The organism is Desulforhopalus singaporensis (assembly GCF_900104445.1).
GTDB lineage: Bacteria > Desulfobacterota > Desulfobulbia > Desulfobulbales > Desulfocapsaceae > Desulforhopalus_A > Desulforhopalus_A singaporensis.
This window is the reverse complement of the sequence record NZ_FNJI01000020.1, coordinates 34,108-55,335: the sequence shown is the minus strand read 5'-3', so window position 1 is coordinate 55,335 and position 21,228 is coordinate 34,108. Positions and strand designations below refer to the sequence as shown.

Here is a 21,228-nt window from a genome sequence, read left to right as displayed (position 1 = left end):
TTCTATTCCACTACCTTGTGCAAGTATAATTCTGCTGCCTCGAAAACAGCATCTATTTTGCAAAACAACTACTATTTCACGCAGACATGATAGAATAACAGACAGAGACGATCCGTTGCCGCCAGCGATTACACGTGTTGCCAGCAACTGTTGACCACAAGACACCTTACAGCATGTAACCCACAATCCAGAGGAGGAAAAAAATGCTTCGTTCAACCCTGAAACTGGTCCTTGCAGGGACTATCGCGCTGTTTTCGACCACGGCCATCGCCGGTCCGACCATAAAGCTTGGCCACGTAGACCCCGCCAACTGGCAATCTTCCAAAAAAGGTGCTGCGGGGATCATCTTCAAAAACATTGTAGAAGGTGAAAGTGATATCAAGGTAGAGCTTTTTCCTGCAGGCGCACTCGGCAATGAAAACGACCTGGTACAACAGGTCCAGGAAGGAACCACCCAGGTTGCAATTATCTCCGGTGCCATGGGCAAGATATGCAAAACTGCGGACATACTCAACATTCCATACATCTTTTCTTCGGCACCGATTGCCTGGGACGTTCTGGACGGACCGTTCGGGGATGAACTCGCCAAGCACTGCGAGGAAAAATCGGGACTGAAAACCCTCGCCTACGGGGAGACCGGTTTCCGGAATTTCACCAACAACGTACGTGAAATAAAAAGCCCCGCCGACATGAAAGGACTGAAAATCCGGGTCCAGCCGATCACCCTCTACCTCGAGCTGGTGAAAAGCCTTGGAGGAGAACCTACGCCCATTGCCTGGTCCGAGGTTCCCAACGCCATGTCAACCGGCGTTATCGACGGTCAGGAGAACCCGGTCGGCGTCATCTATAACAATAATTTCCACAAGCTCCAGAAATACCTCATTCTCGACGGCCATGTATACGGCACCGACTTTATCGTCGTCAATAATGAATTTTTCGACATGCTCTCACCCAAAGACCAGGCTGTCATCAAAAAGGCGGCCCGCACTGCAGGACTTATGGGGCGGGCAATTCAGCAGTTTAATACTGCGGAAGGCGTCACCAAGGTTGCGGCGGAAGGCATGGCCGTCTACTCGCCCACCGCGGAGGAACTCAACCAGTTTAAGGCGCTGGCACAACCGGCGGTACGCAAATGGCTTGCCGAACAGCTCGGTGACGATGCGGTATGGATCAAGAAGCTTGACGACGCCGTGACCAAGGCAACGAAGTAATCGGTAAACCATGAAGACCGTGAGCCGGCTGCCAGTCTCCGGCTCATGAAAGCCCCTTTTAGCACGGTAGATCATCGACAACCACAAGAGGCAAATCAATGCAGAGCATAGTCAGGAAAATATCAAAGCTTGTGACCGTTTTCATGGGTGGAGGGGCATCATTGAGCATGGCCGTGGTGTTCATCGTCGTGTTTCTCAACTCCCTTCGCCGCTACACCATCGGAAAATCTTTTGAGTGGGGAGAGGAACTGCCAATTTTCGTTGCGATATACGGAATCATGTTCGGGTCGGCCTGGGCCTACCTCGAAGACCGGCATATCAAGTTTACCATGCTGGTGGGCTTTCTCTCCGAAAAGACCAGCCGTTATCTGTTTATGCTCGTTGATCTCGTCATGGTGATCACAGGTTCTCTTCTTGCTTACTCAGGCTACCTCTTTGCCGCAAAGCGAGGCGCGATGGAGTCTTCCGGGATGATCAACCTGGCAAAGCAGCTGACCGCGATAACCGGGCTCAAACATTTTCTCGTTTTCGGAACGCTGTATCCCTACCAGGCGGCAATGATTGGCGGCGGCATAATGGTGGCCATCGCCGCAATACTGAAATTCTTGCAGCGCCTGACCGATGGTGCTCCTTCCTGCAGATAACGAGGTAATTTATGGTTTACATAGTTTTAGCAACATGTCTGGTCATAGGGGTCCCGATAGCTTTTGCCATAGTTGCAACACTGTTGTATTTCATGGCCACAGGAGATTTTCCCTACAATATCCGGATAGTCGCCACGCAGATGTACGGCGGGATGAGGTCGTTTCCGCTGCTTGCCATCCCTCTATTTATCCTCGCAGGAGACCTGATGAACGAATCGGGCATTACCAGCAGGATCATCGCCTTTACAAGTGTTCTGGTTGGAAGATGCCGTGCGGGCCTGGCCATGATCAACATCTGGGCCTCGGTTGTTTTCGCTGGACTCTCAGGCTCTGCCGTCGCCGACACCTCGGCCATTGGCCGAGTCTTCATACCGGAAATGGAAAAACGCGGCTACCCCAGGGACTTCGCGGCGGCAATAACCGCGGCGTCTTCAGTCATAGGCCCTATCATCCCCCCTTCGATCCCGGTAATTATCTATGCGTTAACCGTAACCGGGGTATCGGTACCCGCCCTGTTCCTTGGAGGAATCGGCCCGGGAATCCTGCTGGCAACACTGCTGTCAATCTATGTCATGATCTTTGCCGGCAACTTTGAGCAGCCGGAAAAAACAGAGGACAAAGACCTAAAGCGCACCATTTTGCTGCAGGGCATCATCCCCCTGCTTATGCCGATATTCGTCGTTGGCAGCATATTGCTTGGCGTTGTCACCCCTACGGAAGCGGCATCCTTTGCAGTGGCCTATGCGCTTATCGTGGGTCTTTTTATCTTCAGGGAACTGAAATTTTCCGCCCTGCCCGCCATCTTCGGCCGTTCAATGCGGGACAGTGCGGTGATCATGATCGTCATCGGCGCCGTAGCCGCCGGAAACTGGCTGCTCACCTATAACCGTATTCCCAACATGATTACCGATTTTACCCTGGAGTTCATGACCGCGCGCTGGATGTTTCTCATTGCCGCAATGCTGCTCTTCCTGTTTGTCGGTCTTTTTCTGGAAGGCATAGCGGCGATGCTGGTGCTCGTACCCATTCTCCATCCCATCGCCGTAACCATGGGAATAGACCCGACGCATTTCGGTATCCTGGTGGTTTTCAACCTGATGATCGGTCTGATTACCCCGCCGATGGGACTCTGTCTCTTTGTCGCCGACTCGATCGCCAACGTCGGCCTGGGCAGGCTGACAAGACAGATTATCCCCCTTTTCCTGGTTGAGGTGCTGGCCCTTATTATAATCGCTTTTGTTCCGGCAACGGTAACCGGTATCCCCCATCTCTTTGGCTTTTAATCCGGAACAGCGACAAGATCAACTGCTGACGGATTTCCGTCAGCAAAGATGGACACCCCCAAATATCTCGGAAACCATGATACGAAAACACCCCAGGGGGTTGTACGATATTCTCAAGACCTACAACATACTCAAGGGGTGCTTTGCGCCCACCAGTACTTCAGGTTTTTCGGGGTAAAAATTATGACTGTGCCGGAACATTCCGGCACTGAGAACCAGATATTGCGGGAAAGCGGTATACCGATTGGATAACATGAACATGAAATTTTCCCTGGCCCACCTCACAGTAATTGGCTGTCCCCCGCCGGAGATGACCTACCTTGCGGCACGAGCCGGGTACGATTACGTGAGCCTGAGGCTTATCCCCATGGGTGTCGCCGGAGAGAATCTTTACCTCCCGGAAGACAAAAAAATGATCAGCGACACCAGGACCGCCCTGGCTCAAACGGGGATTGAGGTCTGGGACATTGAGCTTGCGCGCATCCTTGTTAACAAAGATCCGCGGGACTATCTCCCGGCAATGGAGGTTGCCGCGGAGCTGGGGGCGCGCCATGTTATCTCAAGCGCCTGGACCAACACCACCGGGGACCGGGATGTTATCGTTGAACATTTTGCCCGACTCTGTGACCTGGCCAAACCTCTTGGTCTTACTGTTAACCTGGAATTTCCGTCATTTTCCCGTCTCACCAACCTGCAGCAGGCCGCGGACATCGTTGCTGCGGCAAATCGTTGTAACTCGGCGATACTGCTCGATACGCTGTATCTGCATTTTTCCGGGGTGACCCCGGAGGAGATCACCGCACTGCCTCACCACTGGTTCCAGTTTATCCATGTCTGCGACACGTCCCCGGAAATTCCCCGGGACAAGCAGGAGATGACGCGTATTGCAAGAGACAATCGCCTCTATATCGGGGAAGGGTGTATAGACTTTTCCGCAATCTTTAAAAGTCTGCCCGCTGATATTACCTGCTCAATAGAACTGCCCAACCTGCAAAGAGTAAAAAAATACGGTTACGAAGAACACGCCAGGCGCTGTCTGGCGTCAGCGCGAAAACATCTGGGAGCCGGTTAAAAACCACAGCCACCGTTTTTAGGTTAAGGCCTTTTCCCCAACCTCCCGGGACCGGCAATAACGGGGAAAATACGTGTCATGAAATGACGAATTAACACGTGTATATAAAAGAAAAACCGGCTCAGAATATCGTATTATAGGCCAGGGGAATTTTGGTGGTACAGCAACAAACGTATTTGGGGTTGTACGCGATATGCTTTTCCCCGGTGACTGGATCATACCACCGGACCTCGACATATTCTCCCTCACAAGGAGCAACGTGCGTGAAGGCCACGTCTCCCCACATCTCATCTTTTGGTGTAGAGACCCTGTCCCATATCACCACCCGCATTATGAGATAACAATCATGGGAATAATCCGACCTGTAGTATTCAGCATGATCGAAGACGAGGTCGTTGCCGATTTGCTCTCTGAATTCGACCAGTTTTTCCTGCAGAATCTGCTCAAAATCATTTTCATTATGAATTATCCATCCGTTCTCGAAAAAAATCTCTGTCAGCGGACAGTGCGCCGAAGCGGTCGCAGCAACCCATAAGAGTAGAGCAGACAACAAGGTGACCATTTTCATTTCTTGCCTCCTCTATGGCGGGGGCCATCCAGCGCCCCGCACAAGACGATAATGCATGAATCGTGCGGGGCAGCCGCCGGAAAATGGTTTAATGCAACATCACCTCCAGATCCATTCGGTTTTCAGATCGAGGGCTTGCTCTTTTTCATAAAAAACGACTTCGTTACCGTCGAACTCTCCGAATGGCAGATACCACAGCACCACCGATACCTGAATTTCATCATGAATCAACTCTCTTCGAGTTGTGTCTCCTGTGGCAACATCCTTAAAAGGATATACCATTTCAAAGGTTTCATGTATCCGCGACAGCGGCGGAATACTTGTCTCCCTCAGCAGGCCGCTTTTTTCGTAAGGACCCCGCCCCATCTCCTTTCCCCGTCCTAATCGGCCGGGAAACGGCATGTAAATTTTGTTGTCGTGATAGATCTGCTCGCCATCGTTTGTTTTAGCGGTCACTTCCAGGACCAGCCGATTGGGAGTCGGTCAGCCGTCGGGAATAACATGTCCCGCCTTGTTGTAGAGCTCGACGTTGATCACCCCGATCGGCAACACACCTTCCTCCTTGTTCTTGCGCCAGAACAAAGACCTGCCCTTAACATCGACATCAAGAGCCATCCTGATCATGGTCCCGTCGTTGTAGGATTGTATGTTATGACCAAGCTCAGATTTGCGCATATGACAATCCTGGCAGGACTCGTCCCCCCCATGCGCTACATATGCAAAGAGATAACTACCGTAAGCGGTGGCGCACTGCGAAGGATGGTCAAGTTCGAAATTGGGCCCCTCGCCATGACACTGGCCACAGAATATCGATTCCCCGATTGCCGGAGCCTCAGCCATCTTGGGGTACATTTCGTCCTCATGGTCGCCTTGCTGCGACCCGTATACGGTATCGCTCTGGGGGTAGCCGTCGGCGTATTTATGTATCAGCGCCATCTTGTTATGACAAACCGTGCAGCCGATGTTGAGGCTGGTGATTTTTCGTTCCAGCTCGGCGGCCTTCTCGTCATCTGCATTTCCGAGCGCCTTCATCCAGCCGCGAATAGTCGCAACGATCTCCCTGGCCACGTCGTCGGTAGCTTCATCCAGTTGCGGCAGATGGCACTTCATGCACATCATAAGGTTTTCCACCGTAATGTCCGAATCTTCCTTCACCCCGGAGTAAGGAAAGCGTTTCAAGCCTTTTTCAATGGCGGTGATTATCGTCGGGGCTGTGCGCGGCGACCCCAGTATTGATCTGGAGTGCAGCGACTCAGACCACTGGTCATGGATATCCTCGTGACACTCGACACACCTGGAAGAGTCGTAACGCTGTGCGAGTTCAGCTACGGTCTTGGCCTTCGGGGGCGGGTCCGGCTCGGGTCCCCCGGTCCCGAAGGCGGTAAACGGCACAAACATCCATGCCGTAACCCATGCAAAAACAACAACTATAGCCCTCTTCATGATTCCTCCTGCGCGTATAGGTTCTGGGTCTGCAACACGCTGTACCAAGGTGTTGCGTTTCAGCATTTGCCGTACATTCGAATCTGCACGTAGCAAGTCGACCGCGACCCGCTACAATAAAAAAGCCGAGTTTGCCCCCTTTGCAAAGAGGCAACCCGGCCGTCTGGTGAGATCTGTATCATGTAGACCCTGTCTTCCGACAGGGTTGGCTCTATCTCGCAGTAAAATCGATTATTTCATTATCCTTAATTTTATAGTATCGGCCCACGCAGATTCAATACGGCAGCGTGGTACCTGGACAATAATTTGCGCGGCAACACAACCGTGACCCGCAGCACAGCCCCGACACCGCACCGGCTACTTATCTCCTAGAGCATCTCTATGGCGCAGGCCATCGACACGCCGCCTCCGCCGCAGAGAGTTGCAAGACCAAGCGACTTGTTTCTTTTCTTCATCGCATACATCAGTGAAACCACCAGCCGCGCTCCGGTAGAGCCTACCGGATGACCAAGGCCAATACCCGAACCGTTAACATTGGTGATATCCCGGTCCAACCCCAGTTCTTTTTCACAGCCGAGATACTGTCCGGCAAAAGCTTCATTGACCTCGCAAAGATCAAAGTCTTCAATCCGCAGTCCCGAATTCTTCAGCAGATTCTTCACCGCAGGTACGGGTGAGAGCCCCATTATCGATGGATGGCAGGCTCCCCGGGCGGTCGATCTGATTTTTGCAATAGGATTTACCCCGAGCTCTTTGGCTCTTGTCGCCGACATGATCACCATCCCCGTTGCGCCGTCGTTTATGCCGGATGAATTTCCCGCGGTCACCTTGCCGATCTCGGGGACAAAGGCCGGCGGCAAGGATTCGAGCTGCTCCATTGTCAACCCTTTCCTGAAGTGTTCATCCTTGTCGAAGATTATCGGTTCTTTTTTTCTCCGTGGTACTGCCACCGGTACGATCTCATCCTTGAACGAACCGTCTTGTGTTGCACGCTCCGCCGCATTGTGGCTCCTGAGCGCCACTTCATCCATCTCTTTTCTGGTAATTCCCAGATGCTGGGCGATAAACTCAGTGGTATGTCCCATGATATAGGGCTTGCCGACAAACATGGAAAGCGGCGGCTGGGTCTCGTCCACCGGACCATCCTCGGGATGTGGAATAACCTTCGAGCCGCAGTGCAGGGCATGCATCATGGCATCGACAAAAGTATTGTCCTGGAGCCTGCATCCCCACCTGGCTCCGGGAACCTGATAGGGTACCGAAGACATATGCTCCGTCCCGCCGGCGAGAATTATATCAGCCATACCCGCCTGTATCATTGCCGCACCGGAGATCATTGCTTCCATCCCGGAAATACAAACCCTGTTGACAGTCGCTGCAGGAACCGTGTCGGGAATTCCCGCAAGCAGCGCGCCAACCCGGGTAACATTGAGCGTATCGCACGATTCCATACAGCACCCGTAACGAATGTCGTCGATCGTTGCCGGATCGATTTCCGCTCTTTTTACAGCTTCTTTCATGGTAACCGCCGCGAGATCGGCCCCGTTCATCGGCAGCAGCGTCCCGCCAAAAGCGCCTATCGCTGTTCTGCACCCGGAAACAATGACAACTTCTTCCATAATCTTCTCTCCTGTAAATGTTACGATTACAGCTTATCCGCCCCCCGGTCCCATACAGGACCCTGCCACAGATCACTTCTGCCTGACTACTTTCGCACCGGTTGACCAACTGCGATGCCGGCCCTGTACCCCTGGTGGTTGGCTTCCAGAACGGTGGCCGGCTGTCTGGCATCCCCAACCACGTAACAGGCTATTCCAAGTTCTTTGGCAATCTCTTCAACAGGATTGTCGGAAGCGGTGCCAACGGCCACAACGACGGTGTCGGCCTCCAGCATAACCTGTTTACCGCCCTGTTCGACCAGGACTCCGGATTCTGTTATCTCCAGTACCTTTGCCCCGACAACGCTCTTTATGCCAAACCTGTCGACATCCTGCAGCATCCCCCACCTGGTCGACTTTCCGAAGTTGGCACCGAGACTGTCGACCATCTCGACGATGGTAACTTCTTTGGAACCTGCGGTGGCGAGCTTATACAGTTTCTCCGGTGATACCGCACCGCTGACGAGTAGAAACTTCAGCTCTTCCCCCGACAGCGTACCCTGTTCGGCCAGATACAGAGCAGTCTCCACCCCGACCGCCCCGCCGCCGATCACCACGACACTGGCCCCGGTCTCTTTTTTTTGCGCCAGAACATCCCAGGCCTGTACCACCTTGTCTTGTTCTGCACCGGCAATCCGGGCAACGATGGGCTTGCCGCCCGTTGCCAGGATAAGGACATCGGGCTGTTGCTGACTGATAATTTGTTTATCGACTTTTTGTCCGAGCATCACCGTTACATCGCACCTGTTCAGCCTGGCGGCGAGGTCCTCGGCAAAGACCAGGAACTCGCCCCTTCCAGGGCTGGCACCGGCCAGATGCAGCTGTCCCCCCAGACGCATCGTCTGCTCATGAAGAGTGACGGCGTGACCGGCCTCGGCGGCGGATATTGCCGCGGAAATCCCGGCTACACCTCCACCGACCACCATCACCTTTTTCACAGCCTCAGGTTTTTCAACCTTTTCAAGCTCATGGCCTGCCCGGGGATTACAAAGGCACTGCACCGGCTTCATTTTGAAGATATTATCAAAACAGCCCTGTCCGCAGGCTACACAGTGGATAATCTCTTGTTCCCTGGCGGTGCGTGCTTTTTCGGGAAACTGCGGGTCGGCGATAAGTGCGCGCCCGACGGCAACCATATCACAGAAATTCTCAGTAATGAGCTGTCTGGCTGTGTCCGGATCGTTGATCCTGTGGCTGGCGATTACCGGAACTCCGACCTTGTCCTTTATGTCCCTTGCCAGGTAGGCGAAAACACCTCTTGGCACCTTGGTCACTATCTGCGGCACCAGGGCTTCATGCCAGCCGACATTTATACAGAGTGCATCCGCCCCAGCCTTTTCCAAGGCGACCGCAAACGCCATCAGCTCTTCGGGCCCAATCCCGCCCTTCATGAAATCGTTGCCGTTCAGCCGTACCATTATGGGGTAATTGTCACCCACCCTGCTCCTGATTTCAGCGAGGACCTCAAGGCCGAACCGCATCCGATTCTCGAGACAACCGCCGTAGCCGTCCTCTCTCTGATTGGTCAGCGGCGAGAGGAATTCACTGATCAGGTATCCGGTTCCGGCGAGCACTTCCACCAGGTCGTAGCCCGCTTTCTTGACCCTTTCGGCGGCGTCGCCAAAACGGCCGATAATTTTTCGTATTGCGTCTGCGTCAAGCTCTTCGGGGGTCTCCCGCGTCAGCCTCGACGCAATGGGCGAGGGGGCCACCGGTTTTCTGCCGCCAAGAAAGAACGAAGGGTTATAGCGGCCTGCGTGGTTAAGCTGCACCGCCGCCTTTGCCCCGCCTTCATGAATAGCCTCAGCCAGGGCCGTCAGCCCCGGCAGGTACTCATCGTTATGGGCGCCGATATTAAGCGGCGTACCCGACAATTCATCGACTGTTGCATAACCTACGCTGATCAGCGCGGTACCGCCTTTTGCGCGCTCGCGATAAAATGCAATCAGCTGGTCGGTCACCTGAAAATCTTTTGCCATGTTCAGATGCATGGCGGGCATGAAGATACGATTTTTCAGATTGACCGAACCGATAGCGATACCTTCAAACAGCGGATCAGACATTGTCGCCCCTCATCTCTTTTTCCGGTGCCGATTCCGGCACCGGAGTATGGTTACCTGGTGAACTTTAGTTGAAAATATACTTTTCGCCCTCGCAGGCTGCGGCGGCCAGAGTCTTTTTCGCACCGAGCAGCCCGCTGGCATCATATTTGGTGAAACGACGGACACCCGACAAGATCATGGCAAGGTTGTCACCCTCCTCGACAAAGAAGGCGCCTTTTTTCGCCGCAGTGGCTGCAGCTTCAGCCGCATCGAAGGCAAAGATCTTGACAGCCGATGTCAACACCTCCTGCATCCGATCGCTGAGTCCTGCATGGATTTTCTCCGCCCGCAGCACGGTGCTTTCCAGGGCATAGATCTGAATGGCCAGGTTGGCAGAAGCAATGAGTATCTCCTGCTCATTGGCCAGCTTATCCATGAATTTCCGGACTCCGGCTCCGGCCAGGATGAGAAAGAGCGTTTTCAGGTTTTTCACCAGCGCTTTTTCACGGCCAAAAAGAACGGTATCGTCGATCTCGTCAAAGCCAGGGGTCATGAGAGCTTCAAACGCCTTCATCGCCTCGGCCTGAATGGGCATCTCCCCTTTCATCGCCTTACGCAGAATCATGCCGGGGATAATGAGCCTGTTGATCTCATTGGTCCCTTCAAAGATACGGTTGATACGTTCGTCGCGGTAGAACCGCTCCGCCGGATAATCCTGGACGAACCCGTAACCGCCATGTATCTGCACCACCTCATCCACCACCCGGGCAAGCACGTCGCTGCAGAACACCTTGGGGATGGCGCACTCGACGGCGTACTCCTCGATACCGACCAGGTATTCATCGTAGTAGTTGGCGCTTGTTTTCTCGACACGGGCAAGCCTGTCGTCTATTATTCCCGCGGCCCTGTACACAACCGATTCAGAGGCAAAGATATGGGCGGTCAGATCGGCGATTTTCTCTCCGATAGCGCCAAACCTGCTGATCGGGGTGTTGAACTGCTTCCGCTCGTTGGCATATTTTATTCCTTCTTTGAGAGCTTTTTTGGAGCCGCCCAGCGTAGATGCTCCCAGCTTGAGGCGTCCGATATTGAGCACATTGAAGGCGATTTTATGCCCCTTGCCCTTCTCGCCCAACAGGTTCTCCACCGGAACCTTGCAGTTATCGAGGATGATCTGGGTAGTGGAGGAACCTTTAATGCCAAGCTTCTTCTCCTCGGGGCCGACGATGAGCCCCTCGGTATCTCTTTCCACCAGAAAACCGGTGAAATGCTCCCGGTCGATCTTGGCAAAAATAGTATACAGTCCGGCTATTCCGCCATTGGTGATGAACTGCTTGGTTCCGTTGAGAATGTAGTGTTTGCCGTCTTCGGAAAGAACGGCGCTCGCCTGGGCGCCAAGAGCGTCGCTCCCGGAGCCCGGCTCGGTCAAACAGTAGGCTCCGATCCACTCGCCGCTCATCAGTTTCCCCAGATACCTCTCTTTCTGGTCGGCGTTGCCGTAGTAGATGAGCGGCAGCGTACCAATGCCGGTATGGGCAGTATAGGTGGCGGCAAAAGAACCTCCGTGGGACACCTTCTCGTTGGTGAGCATGGCTGAGACCAGATCGAGATCAAGTCCGCCGTCCTCCTCTGTCGCCTCCATCATCAGCATGCCTAGCTCGCCGCATTTCTCCATCCCGCTATAGGTATGCTCAAACTGCTGCTTCTCTATTTCATCCGTATTGGGAATTATCTCGTTTTCGATGAACTGGGCGACGGTGTCGCCCATCTGCCGGTGTTCATCGGTAAAATCCTCAGGAGTGAAAACATCCGCACACGAAGTCTCAGCGATCAGGTAGTGGCCGCCTTTTACTATCTCCTTGTCTGCCATTATGGTGTCCTCTTCGGTTAATATCTTTATAGTTTTTCGTAAATCCCGGCAGCTCCCATTCCTCCGCCGATACACATGGAAACCATACCGTACTTAAGATTTCTCCGTCCCATTTCGTGCAGCAGGGTTGCGGTCAGCTTGGCGCCGGTACATCCCAGCGGGTGGCCAAGAGCGATTGCCCCTCCGTTTACATTGATGATATCCGGATCAAGGCCGAGGGTATTGATTATCGCCAGGGCCTGCGCGGCAAAAGCCTCGTTGAGTTCAATGAGATCGAGATCATCCTGCTTGAGTCCGGCCAGCTTTAGAGCGGCGGGAATTGCCGCGATCGGGCCGATGCCCATGAGTTCCGGCGGACAGCCGTTAGCGGAGAACGCAAGAAACCTTGCCACTGGGTCCTTGCTTATCTTCTTCAGGTACTCTTCGGAGACCACCAGGCTTGCCGCGGCGCCGTCGGTCATCTGGGACGAGTTTCCGGCGGTCACCGGACCACCCGCCTTGAACACCGAACGGAGTTTGGCAAGCGATTCAACTGTTGTGCCGGGGCGTACTCCGTCGTCCACAGAGACCACCTCCTTGATAGACTTCATCTTGCCGTCCACCAGCATGTTGTTGGTCACTTCAACCGGGATAATCTCATCACCAAAAGTTCCCGCCTCAATGGCCGCGGCGGCCTTGGCGTTACTTGCCGCAGCAAAGGTATCCATCGCCAGTCGATCGATGCCGTATTTCTCAGCCACCAGTTCAGCGGTGATCCCCATGGATGCATACGCCTCAGGCCAGTCGACCATAAGATCGGGGTTGGCACTGTATTTCATGCCGCCCATGGGAACCGACGACATCGACTCCACCCCTCCTGCCACGATGCAGTCGGCGAACCCGCACATGACACGTTCGGCGGCAAGAGCAATGGACTGCAGCCCGGAGGAGCAGAAGCGATTAACGGTTTGTCCGGGTACGGTATCCGGCAGCCTTGCCTTCATCGCCGCCACCCTGCCGATATTCATTCCCTGGTCGCCTTCAGGAAAAGAACACCCCAGGTAGACATCGTTGATTGTCGCCGGATCGATCCCGGTTCTCTCAAGAAGACCTGTTATTGCAACCGCCGCCAGATCGTCCGGGCGGATATTTCTCAATTTTCCCTTATTGGCCCGGCACCCAGGAGTCCTGTAACTGCCCAGTATATATGCTTTTTTCATCTTAATTCTCCAATATGACTATTTTTTGATGATAAACTGACAATACTAGTTTCTTAAAGGCTTGCCGGTTTTCAGCATATGCTGGATCCGCTCACCGGTTTTCCTGTTGCCGCAGAGTTTAAGAAAATATTCCCGCTCAAGCTGCAGGAGATACTCTTCGGTGACGAGGGTTCCCGAGGCCACATCCCCGCCGCACATCACATCGACGATATAGCCTGCCACCAGCTCATCATAGTCGGAAATAAAGTTACCCATCTTCATATTCCACAGTTGACTCTTCACCGCCCCGGCGATGGACCGGCCCGGAGCCGGTAGAGCTGCGGCAGGGCTTTTCGGCCGATAATTCACCGCAAGACCAAGCACCTTCTGCTTGGCATCACCGATCAAGGTATCGATATCCATGGTGATGGAATCGCCGTGACGCATATAGTCCATACCGTAAAGTTCGGACGCCCCCATAGAGACCTTGGCCATGGCGATCTGCTGAAAATTCTTGATAATAAAGGGCTGAACATCGGTTTTGAACTTGGCGGCAAGCTCGATGGCCCTGATACTCATCTCCTTGGTTCCGCCGCCGCCGGGAAGCAGGCCGACGCCAACCTCCACCAGACCCATATAGGTTTCGGCATGGGCGTTTATCGCATCGGAATGCAGACAGAATTCGGCACCGCCGCCAAGGGTCATGCCAAACGGAGCGGCTACCACCGGTACCTTTGCGTACTTAAGTGCCATGGTAGCATTCTGGAACGCCTTGATCTGCATGGCGACATCATCCCAGGCACCCTCGGCAACCGCCACCGCAAGCATCATAAGGTTGGCACCGACGGAGAAATTGCTCCCCTGGTTGGCAACAACCAGACCGACCCCCTCGGTCTCGGCTCGTTTGACCGCCTTGTGGGTCATGGCCAGGATCCCGCCGGAAATCGAATTCATCTTCGAATGAAACTCGAGGCAGAAAACGCCGTCGCCAAGGTCAACCACAGAAGCGTCTGCGTTTTTGTCGACGACCCCGTTCGCCTTTTTGAGAATCTCCAGCTGAATCTGCCCTTCCTTGACTGGTACGGGGACATAATCCTTTTTCTGGAGATCGAAATATTCTTTTTGCCCCGCCTGCCCATACCGGTAGAACGAGTCGATCTCTTTGAGAATTGCCGGCACCGCTACGCCGTCCTGTTCGGCACGGCCGACAAATTCCTTGACGCCGATGGCATCCAGCATTTCAAAGGGACCTATCTCCCAGTTGAATCCCCACCGCATGGCGTTGTCCACATTGACCACGTCGTCGGCGATTTCAGGAATTCTGTTGAAGGCGTAAATCAGAGTGTCGCGGGTTGACTTCCAGGCAAATTCCGCGCCCTTGTCTGCGCCGCTCACAACCATTTTCAGTTTTTTGGCCGGATCGTCAACCTGCTTGACGGCCGCAACCGACGCGAATTTTGGTTTTTCAAGAGGTTTGTAATCGCCGCTTGTGTAATCAAAATAGAAAATCTGCTTTTTGCCGTCGAGCTTGCCTCTTTTATAAAATCCCTGGCCCGCTTTGTTGCCGAGCTGGCCATTTTCGATCATCTTCTTGATAAAACTCGGGAGCTTGAACACCTCGCGCTCCTCGTCGTCGGGTACCAGTTCGTAATTATTCGTTCCCACATGGGCCAAAACATCGAGCCCCACAAGGTCGGAAGTCCTGAACGCCGCGCTTTTGGCACGTCCGCTGGCAGGACCGGCAACCGCGTCGACTTCTTCTACGGTCATGCCCATTTCAGTCATATGCTGAATGGATTTGTAAATGGAGTATACCCCTATCCGGTTGGCAATGAAGTTAGTCGTATCCTTTGCGTAGACGATTCCCTTTCCCAGCCGCTTGCCGATAAACTCAGCCATCATCTCCATGACCACCGGATCGGTTTCAGCGCAGGGAACAAGCTCCATCAGGCGCATGTAGCGGGGTGGATTGAAAAAATGGGTGACAAGAAAATTTTTCTTCACTTCAGGCGGCAGCACCTCGGCCATCTCGTTGACCGACAGGCCGCTGGTGTTGGTGCTCAGGATGGCGCCGGGAGCGAGATGGGGGACGATCTTCTTGAATAGATCCAGTTTGATCGGCATATACTCGACGACAACCTCGATGATCCAATCGCAGCTGTTCAGTTTGTCAAGATCGTCTTCAAAGTTACCGACCGTCATGAGCCCCGCATAATCTCTGGAGTACAGAGGAGCGGGCTTCATTTTGGCAAGTCCCTGCAGACCGTTTCGCGCTATACGGTTGCGGACGACCGGGCTCTCAAGGGTCAACCCCTTTGCCTCTTCTTGCGGTTCCAGAGATTTTGGTACTATATCCAGCAAAAGAACATCCAACCCTGCATTGGCCAGATGAGCGGCTATGGTAGCGCCCATTACTCCGGCACCAAGAACGGCTACTCGATTAATCTGCCTCATTTGTTTTCTCCGTTGTTGTAATTGGTCTGCCATTCACCCAGTTTACGTCTGCAGCATAAAAGCTGACCGCAACCATTTGGTTTTTTTCACTGATGTTTCTACGTTCAATTTCAGTTCTGGCCTCTTGCCCCGGTAGCCCCTCCGCAACCCTGGCCATCACCGATACAGAACAGTTGCTATTTTATATCTCACATTAACGTTCATGTCAACACAAAGCACTGCTTTTTTACAGAAGACAGGGCCAAAACTTCAGCAACACACACCTGATTTTTTCAGATAACCACATACATCTTTTTGTTATAACAACAAATAAACAAAAACATCGACAAAAAGTAATTACAGAATTGCAACTGTCACTTTTGTCCACAAAACTACAAAATATTCCGTAAACGTAAAAAAACGAGAACTAACGCAGCCGTCGTCACGGTTCACTTCGGTTCAGCAGGTCGGATAAAATCTGCCTGGCGGTATCGGTCTGCAGCAACCTGATAAAAAGTTCCATCTCCTCGACAAGGCTCTGCTGCACCGCCCTGTCGGTCCCTCTGGCCAGAAGTTTTTTGGTCCCGTTAACCGCCGGAGCCGGCTTGCTTACCAACTTATGCAAAACTTCCTCCACCTCTGCAAAAAGCTCTCCGCGGGACCAGACTCTGTTGACAATTCCATGCGAATAAGCGGTCTCCGCAGAAAAAGGCTCGCCGAGCAGCAACAGTTCCGCAGCCCGTACCCGCCCCGTCAATCGGGGCAGCAGATAGCTGGACGCCCCCTCTGCGCATAGACCAAGATTGACAAACGGCAGCTGAAACCAGGCATCCTCAGAGGCATACACAAGATCACAATGAAGCAGCAACGTCACCCCGATACCTACGGCAAAACCACTCACCATGGCGATAACCGGTTTTTCCAGGCGGCTCAGGGCAAAGAGAAACTGCATCACCGCGCTTTTTTCACCGTCCGGCGGTGTATCGAGAAAATCCTTCAGGTCGTTACCGCTGGTAAAGCAGTCGCCAGCACTGTAGAGCAGGACAGCCCGGATCTCATCACGCTCATTAGCTCTTTGAAGTTCGCTGGCCATGGCGAGATACATTTCACATGTAAGCGCGTTTTTCTTCTCCGGCCTGTCAAGCTGTATGCGCAACACTCCCGAATCTTCCGAAACCACAATTCCTTCACACTTTCCAATCATAATATCTCCATTTTAAGATGGCGCCCCTAAAGTATCTACTTAACGTAAACGTTAACACCATCATACGTTTTTTTTGCTGCTTCTGCCACCTTTTTCTCGCTATGACCGGCCTTGCTACGGCTGATTCCAGCCCAATGTTCTTTAAGTGTTGACGCCAGAAGAGCTGTAGCAGCTGATAAAGCGGACAAAGAAAGGGACTACCGGAAAAATCCGGTCAATGATACATTCGGGGCAGGAGGCCGGGATCAACTGGATTCAGTGATCGACTGATGCCATCAAGGGGAAACAGCTGCCAGGTAAACGTCGCCCCGGCCTCACCTCTTGTTATTTTTTCAGGCAAAAGGGGCGCCTGGATGGTGTTCCGCATATTTGACACATGCCTCATATTCTGCCCGTATCAATGGTCTGCCTATCGTGTCCACCCCCTGGCAGTAAGCATCAATTACCCCATGGGTAGAGCGCATTTGAACAAGTTGTTCCAGTTGCGGCGGAAAGAGTTTTTTATAAGCCTGCAGCCGGTTTCCCGACCAGGTCGTACCAATGGATGCGCCAACCAGCAACCCAAGAGCAAAGTTATCGAGATTCCTGTAGCCGCTGGTATCATAATAAACGGCAAATACGATAATCCCCAGAGCGGCAACCACCCACGCCAGAAAAAAAACAAACCACAGGATATATTTTTTCCGGTGGCGAAAAATATCCGGATCAGGCTGTCCGGTAATATCAACTTTCATCGTAATTTCTGTATTGGTGAAATGTTATGGAATCATTCCCTGAGCCGACAACACTTTTTTCCGGTTCAGACCTGGTGGCAGTCTCGATCCTGACAAAGGTCCTGCCTACCAAACAGGGTACAACAATATTTTTCATATCCGTTATCTGCGCACCGCCAGCCTAAACGCCCAGCCACAAAGAACAGCGGGAACCAGCGCGCCCCCCCACGACACCCACATCGGGACTGTCCAGGTTCCAAGCACCACCTGCCAGCCGTTGGCGAGTCGAAGCAGGTGAAGAATTGCGACAATTCCAAATATGGTTCCGGAAATAGCCAGATATGGCCGAATGCTCATTTTCCTTCCTCCGATCTGTCTTCTGTTATTGCTTGACAATCAGCTCCCTCATTAAAAGTACGTACCAAAATGGCGGGTAAATGGTCAATTTATCCTGGGCCCAAAAGAGGCTTCATGAAATACTCCCCTCCCGGTGCTGATTGACCTGTCTTTATTTACTGAAATTCGCGTTCAATAGCCTGAAATGTATCGATAAACTTTCTGTCAATATGGTCTTTTATCCTGAAGGCAAGCTTGCCGGCAAAGACAATGGACCATTTGCAGAAGATCCCGACACCACCTCCAAGGTTATAGATAAGCAGGTATTTTCCACCCGGGTTAAACGGTTTGAGTTCATCACCATCCAGTGCTGCCATCAGGTTGTGGTAGAGAACCGGATTCTCCCGTACCGCATAAACCCCCACTTTATCAAGTGGCTGGGGTTGAAAACAGATACAGTCGCCGCCCCCGAAAATATTTGGATCCCCGATAGACTGCAGATACTTGTTTACCAGCAGTCCGCCGTCCGTTCCGGTGGACAGGCCCGATTCGGCAAATATTTTCGACGGCCTTACCCCCATGGCGGGAAACAGCAGATCGGCCCTGTAGGTTGTTCCGTTTTCCAGCAAAATGTCCCCGCCGCCCATCTCTTTCACATACGATCCTTCAATAAGCTCAATCCCCCGCCGATTGAAAATTCTGCGGGCCAGTCGACCTATTTGGGCAGGCAGATGTCCCATAAGCTTGCTACCGGCAAATATGCGGATGGTGATTGAGGAACATTTGCAGTTCCGGGTCAACTGCCAGATATTGCCGGCAATTTCAACAGACGATGGTCCTCCACCGACAATGGCAATTTCCAGGTTCTCGCTCCCGGCCCGTCTGATAATTTCCTCTCTGGCATGCCAGAGTCCTTCTATTGGCTTTGCCGTGAATACGGTCTGGTCCGTCACGATACCGGCACGGGGGACAAAGGATCCCGCGTTGCAGGAAAGAACATTGTAGGAAATTTCCGTCTCTGATTGTTCCAGCAGCACAACCCGGCGGACCGGGTCGACCAGTCGCGCCTTGTCGCGGACAAATCTTCCCCCCTGGCCTTTCACCACCTTACGGGTATTAAAACGAATCTGGTCAGGTAGGTATGTTCCGCCGAGCATCCCCGGCCCCATTCCAGAATAATAGTGGTGATCCGACGGCTGGATAACGGTTACCCCATATCCTTTTTTAACAAATGAGCGCAGTCTTGCAAGCGTTACCATGTGGGCATGGCCGCCACCGATCAACACCAGCTGTTTGGTCGCCATATCCTTTCCTCAGCTTGCATTTTGATCCAGGTAATCGGCAAGATATTGCAGATGAGTCCTTTCCTCGTCAGCAATCTGCTGCAACGCCTGACGCGCCTTTTTATCCTTAACCTTCCCCGAAGCCCTCTGATACAGATCAAGGGCCTGGGCCTCTATACCCATCGCCATTGATACAATATCGATTATGGAACTGAGATCGGGGTTAAAGCGTGACAAATACTCCTGCGTGGTCATTCCCCCTTCAAGGGCGGGAGAAACTATAGACTCGGAAAAATCCTCTTGACTGGCCCGACTGCCGGTCAGTTCATTGTAAAGATCGACCAGTTTTCCCTGATGAACAGTCTCGATCTTTGCCAATTGGGTGAACAGAGAACGGGCCGTTTCAACCGGGGATTTCTTTTCCATGGAGAGGTAAAAGTCCTTCAGCCCCCCTTCAAGACCGAAAGCGACGACGAGCGACTCTTCTACACTTTCTTTACCGGTGAACAATTCCATTCCCTGGTCTTCCGGTCCTGTGGCGGTAACCTTTTCCCAGGCTTTTATGCCCCCGCTGAGATTATAAACCCTGGTAAACCCTCTTCCTGCGAGCAGTTGCGCAGCAACCCGGCTGCGGCCACCGATAGCTCAGTAAACAATGATTGTTTTTTCCCGGTCCAGCTCACTCAGACGCCGGTCGAGTTCTCCAAGGGGTATAAGTTTGGCTCCGGGCAAATGTTCCTGTTCATATTCCTTTGGCTGACGAACATCGAGATAGACGACCTTGTGACTGTCTCCTGATTCTTTCGCAAGCTCCCTTGCCTGATTGTTGCTGATGGACGCAACCGGGGTGAGAAACTGTTTCCATTTCATACCAGTTATCCGGATTAAATTTTAGGTAACATCGCGCGACCTGAAAGATATCGTCCCCTGAAACAGGTATGGCACCTGCATAACCGGGAAACTGATCCCAAAACTCATCGGTTTCTCAATATTACCCATATCCTGCAGGCCGATGTCAAGTGAAAGAAGCTCCTCCGTTTTTGGCGTTAAAAAACCTGCCCGAGGCGGTCCCCTACAGTTTCATCAACATTTCAGGGCATGAATGAGCGCACATATAGTATTTGCTCCTCGAGTATGCCGTAAATATAGTATAATAAAAGGTGAAAGCAGATCTACCGGGAGGACATCATGAAACTTGCAGCACGCGCCCTTTGGCTGGCTATCGCGTCACTTTTGTGGGCAGGGACTATACAGGCACACATCCTGTCCCGTCTTCCAGAAGTCGAGCAGCGGGCAATGATGAGCCTCACCCAGTATGCTCTTGAATACAACAAAACCAATCAACCAGCGGATTGGGTTGGTCCTGTGCCTACCCGCAGTGGCCGCGTAACGCCGATACACACGTTTTTCAACACCGATGGAGCTCCGTGCCGGGAATTCACAACTTCCATAACCATTCACGGGAAACAGTTGAGGAGTTACGATACCGGTTGCCGGCAGGTTAACGGGAGATGGGCGATTCGGGGCGAACCCGCCACCAGCCAGGTAACCATAGTGGACAGGAGGCCCGTCTACATTTACCCGCCTTCTTCAATATATTATTCCTACCCGCAAAGATATTATCCAGCCCCCCGGTATTACGATTATCCCTACCACCTCAGGCTCAGTTTTGGCTATTATTTCAACAGGGGCAGTGTCCACCTGGACAGCCACAACCGAAGATGGGGACATTATGGCGGACATTGGCGCCACAACAAGTACCGCTACTCCAGGCATCGCCACCATTATCGCTGGTAAACGTCCTTCCCCTGCAGATTCAGTTGATCAAGGATCAAGGGCTCTTTGGTGAACATAATCTGCTATTGTAAAAAAACTAAAAAATTTGTCCATTCCACTTTTTTATTTTGAATTCCAGCACAATCCTATCGCAAAATAATAGTACACATATTATCTCATATTTGATGATTATTATAGATTTTAGCACCTTAATTTTCTTTTTTAACCAGGAGGTGACAAATACGCTGATACCAAAAAGAAACAATAGGTGAAGTCAGTGGTTTATCTTCGGTATGTTTCAAATTTTAGAATAATAACAGGATCGAGAAAAACTGAGCATCAGGCAACTGAATATGCAAAAAAATCAATGGAGAAAAGCCTGGTTCAGGCGTGTGGATCGGAATTAAAAACCCATTCAATGCACGCTATCCTGCCATAGCTGGCGGATATAATGAGTATAACAAGACAATAAAGATCAAGGTAAAGCACAATCATTACATGTAATTATCGATAC

General features: G+C 52.4%; 18 protein-coding genes. 5 read left to right on the top strand and 13 right to left on the bottom strand.

Annotated elements, in window-relative coordinates:
* Positions 1-203: 203 nt before the first annotated feature.
* From BLQ17_RS13920 to BLQ17_RS13900, 4 genes are all read left to right on the top strand, one after another.
* Positions 204-1,211, top strand: coding sequence for a DctP family TRAP transporter solute-binding subunit (locus tag BLQ17_RS13920; RefSeq protein WP_092223866.1), 1,008 nt, complete (start codon positions 204-206; stop codon positions 1,209-1,211).
* A 98-nt stretch (positions 1,212-1,309) separates the two neighbouring features.
* Complete coding sequence (locus tag BLQ17_RS13915; protein WP_218121799.1) at positions 1,310-1,855, top strand: TRAP transporter small permease; 546 nt, start codon at positions 1,310-1,312, stop codon at positions 1,853-1,855.
* Positions 1,856-1,866: 11 nt separating this feature from the next.
* The gene (locus tag BLQ17_RS13910) at positions 1,867-3,138 is read left to right on the top strand and encodes a TRAP transporter large permease (protein WP_092223863.1); all 1,272 of its coding nucleotides are present in this window, start codon (positions 1,867-1,869) and stop codon (positions 3,136-3,138) included.
* Positions 3,139-3,391: 253 nt separating this feature from the next.
* Positions 3,392-4,210: a sugar phosphate isomerase/epimerase family protein gene (locus BLQ17_RS13900; RefSeq protein ID WP_092223859.1), complete on the top strand. Its 819-nt coding sequence runs from the start codon at positions 3,392-3,394 to the stop codon at positions 4,208-4,210.
* A gap of 121 nt (positions 4,211-4,331) precedes the next feature.
* On the opposite strand, the gene BLQ17_RS13895 is transcribed toward BLQ17_RS13900, so the two are convergent.
* From BLQ17_RS13895 to BLQ17_RS23435, 13 genes are all read right to left on the bottom strand, one after another.
* Positions 4,332-4,778 carry a hypothetical protein gene (locus tag BLQ17_RS13895; protein ID WP_092223858.1) on the bottom strand — a complete coding sequence of 149 codons (447 nt, stop codon included), beginning with the start codon at positions 4,776-4,778 and terminating at the stop codon, positions 4,332-4,334.
* A gap of 99 nt (positions 4,779-4,877) precedes the next feature.
* Positions 4,878-6,221 (bottom strand): multiheme c-type cytochrome (seleno)protein ExtKL, encoded by a 1,344-nt coding sequence (gene extKL / locus BLQ17_RS13885; protein WP_350297507.1) that lies wholly within the window; start codon positions 6,219-6,221, stop codon positions 4,878-4,880.
* Positions 6,222-6,589: 368 nt separating this feature from the next.
* Positions 6,590-7,840 carry a thiolase family protein gene (locus BLQ17_RS13880; RefSeq protein ID WP_092223854.1) on the bottom strand — a complete coding sequence of 417 codons (1,251 nt, stop codon included), beginning with the start codon at positions 7,838-7,840 and terminating at the stop codon, positions 6,590-6,592.
* A gap of 86 nt (positions 7,841-7,926) precedes the next feature.
* Complete coding sequence (locus BLQ17_RS13875; protein ID WP_092223852.1) at positions 7,927-9,942, bottom strand: oxidoreductase; 2,016 nt, start codon at positions 9,940-9,942, stop codon at positions 7,927-7,929.
* A gap of 64 nt (positions 9,943-10,006) precedes the next feature.
* On the bottom strand, positions 10,007-11,791 hold the full coding sequence (locus tag BLQ17_RS13870; RefSeq protein WP_092223850.1) for an acyl-CoA dehydrogenase family protein: 1,785 nt from the start codon (positions 11,789-11,791) through the stop codon (positions 10,007-10,009).
* 26 nt (positions 11,792-11,817) lie between these two features.
* A complete protein-coding gene (locus tag BLQ17_RS13865; RefSeq protein WP_092223848.1) occupies positions 11,818-12,990 on the bottom strand; it encodes a thiolase family protein in 1,173 nt (390 codons plus the stop codon).
* A gap of 45 nt (positions 12,991-13,035) precedes the next feature.
* Complete coding sequence (locus tag BLQ17_RS13860) at positions 13,036-15,423, bottom strand: 3-hydroxyacyl-CoA dehydrogenase/enoyl-CoA hydratase family protein (RefSeq protein WP_092223846.1); 2,388 nt, start codon at positions 15,421-15,423, stop codon at positions 13,036-13,038.
* Between the two features lie 421 nt (positions 15,424-15,844).
* Positions 15,845-16,606, bottom strand: coding sequence for an enoyl-CoA hydratase (locus tag BLQ17_RS13855; protein WP_092223844.1), 762 nt, complete (start codon positions 16,604-16,606; stop codon positions 15,845-15,847).
* Positions 16,607-16,938: 332 nt separating this feature from the next.
* On the bottom strand, positions 16,939-17,340 hold the full coding sequence (locus BLQ17_RS13850; RefSeq protein ID WP_092223842.1) for a hypothetical protein: 402 nt from the start codon (positions 17,338-17,340) through the stop codon (positions 16,939-16,941).
* The gene (locus BLQ17_RS22655; RefSeq protein ID WP_176761233.1) at positions 17,330-17,476 is read right to left on the bottom strand and encodes a hypothetical protein; all 147 of its coding nucleotides are present in this window, start codon (positions 17,474-17,476) and stop codon (positions 17,330-17,332) included. Before BLQ17_RS22655 ends, BLQ17_RS13850 begins: the two co-directional genes overlap by 11 nt.
* 5 nt (positions 17,477-17,481) lie before the next feature.
* Entirely contained in the window at positions 17,482-17,676 is a 195-nt protein-coding gene (locus BLQ17_RS13845; RefSeq protein WP_092223840.1) for a hypothetical protein, read from the bottom strand.
* 155 nt (positions 17,677-17,831) lie between these two features.
* A complete protein-coding gene (locus BLQ17_RS13840; RefSeq protein ID WP_092223838.1) occupies positions 17,832-18,959 on the bottom strand; it encodes an NAD(P)/FAD-dependent oxidoreductase in 1,128 nt (375 codons plus the stop codon).
* A 9-nt stretch (positions 18,960-18,968) separates the two neighbouring features.
* The gene (locus BLQ17_RS23435) at positions 18,969-19,808 is read right to left on the bottom strand and encodes a rhodanese-like domain-containing protein (RefSeq protein ID WP_092223837.1); all 840 of its coding nucleotides are present in this window, start codon (positions 19,806-19,808) and stop codon (positions 18,969-18,971) included.
* Positions 19,809-20,126: 318 nt separating this feature from the next.
* Between BLQ17_RS23435 and BLQ17_RS13830 the strand changes: the two genes are divergently transcribed.
* Complete coding sequence (locus BLQ17_RS13830; RefSeq protein ID WP_092223836.1) at positions 20,127-20,735, top strand: hypothetical protein; 609 nt, start codon at positions 20,127-20,129, stop codon at positions 20,733-20,735.
* The last annotated feature ends 493 nt before the right edge of the window (positions 20,736-21,228 follow it).

Excerpts from the sequence above, each read along its gene's own strand:
- BLQ17_RS13900 (WP_092223859.1), top strand. The coding sequence starts at position 3,392 with ATGAACATGAAATTTTCCCTGGCCCACCTCACAGTAATTGGCTGTCCC.
- BLQ17_RS13830 (WP_092223836.1), top strand. The coding sequence starts at position 20,127 with ATGAAACTTGCAGCACGCGCCCTTTGGCTGGCTATCGCGTCACTTTTG.
- BLQ17_RS13870 (WP_092223850.1), bottom strand. The coding sequence starts at position 11,791 with ATGGCAGACAAGGAGATAGTAAAAGGCGGCCACTACCTGATCGCTGAG.
- BLQ17_RS13845 (WP_092223840.1), bottom strand. The coding sequence starts at position 17,676 with ATGAGCATTCGGCCATATCTGGCTATTTCCGGAACCATATTTGGAATT.
- BLQ17_RS13895 (WP_092223858.1), bottom strand. The coding sequence starts at position 4,778 with ATGAAAATGGTCACCTTGTTGTCTGCTCTACTCTTATGGGTTGCTGCG.
- BLQ17_RS13850 (WP_092223842.1), bottom strand. The coding sequence starts at position 17,340 with ATGAAAGTTGATATTACCGGACAGCCTGATCCGGATATTTTTCGCCAC.
- BLQ17_RS13860 (WP_092223846.1), bottom strand. The coding sequence starts at position 15,423 with ATGAGGCAGATTAATCGAGTAGCCGTTCTTGGTGCCGGAGTAATGGGC.
- BLQ17_RS13865 (WP_092223848.1), bottom strand. The coding sequence starts at position 12,990 with ATGAAAAAAGCATATATACTGGGCAGTTACAGGACTCCTGGGTGCCGG.
- BLQ17_RS13875 (WP_092223852.1), bottom strand. The coding sequence starts at position 9,942 with ATGTCTGATCCGCTGTTTGAAGGTATCGCTATCGGTTCGGTCAATCTG.
- BLQ17_RS22655 (WP_176761233.1), bottom strand. The coding sequence starts at position 17,476 with ATGAAAAATATTGTTGTACCCTGTTTGGTAGGCAGGACCTTTGTCAGG.
- BLQ17_RS13915 (WP_218121799.1), top strand. The coding sequence starts at position 1,310 with ATGCAGAGCATAGTCAGGAAAATATCAAAGCTTGTGACCGTTTTCATG.
- BLQ17_RS13855 (WP_092223844.1), bottom strand. The coding sequence starts at position 16,606 with ATGATTGGAAAGTGTGAAGGAATTGTGGTTTCGGAAGATTCGGGAGTG.
- BLQ17_RS13880 (WP_092223854.1), bottom strand. The coding sequence starts at position 7,840 with ATGGAAGAAGTTGTCATTGTTTCCGGGTGCAGAACAGCGATAGGCGCT.
- BLQ17_RS13920 (WP_092223866.1), top strand. The coding sequence starts at position 204 with ATGCTTCGTTCAACCCTGAAACTGGTCCTTGCAGGGACTATCGCGCTG.
- BLQ17_RS13840 (WP_092223838.1), bottom strand. The coding sequence starts at position 18,959 with ATGGCGACCAAACAGCTGGTGTTGATCGGTGGCGGCCATGCCCACATG.
- BLQ17_RS13910 (WP_092223863.1), top strand. The coding sequence starts at position 1,867 with ATGGTTTACATAGTTTTAGCAACATGTCTGGTCATAGGGGTCCCGATA.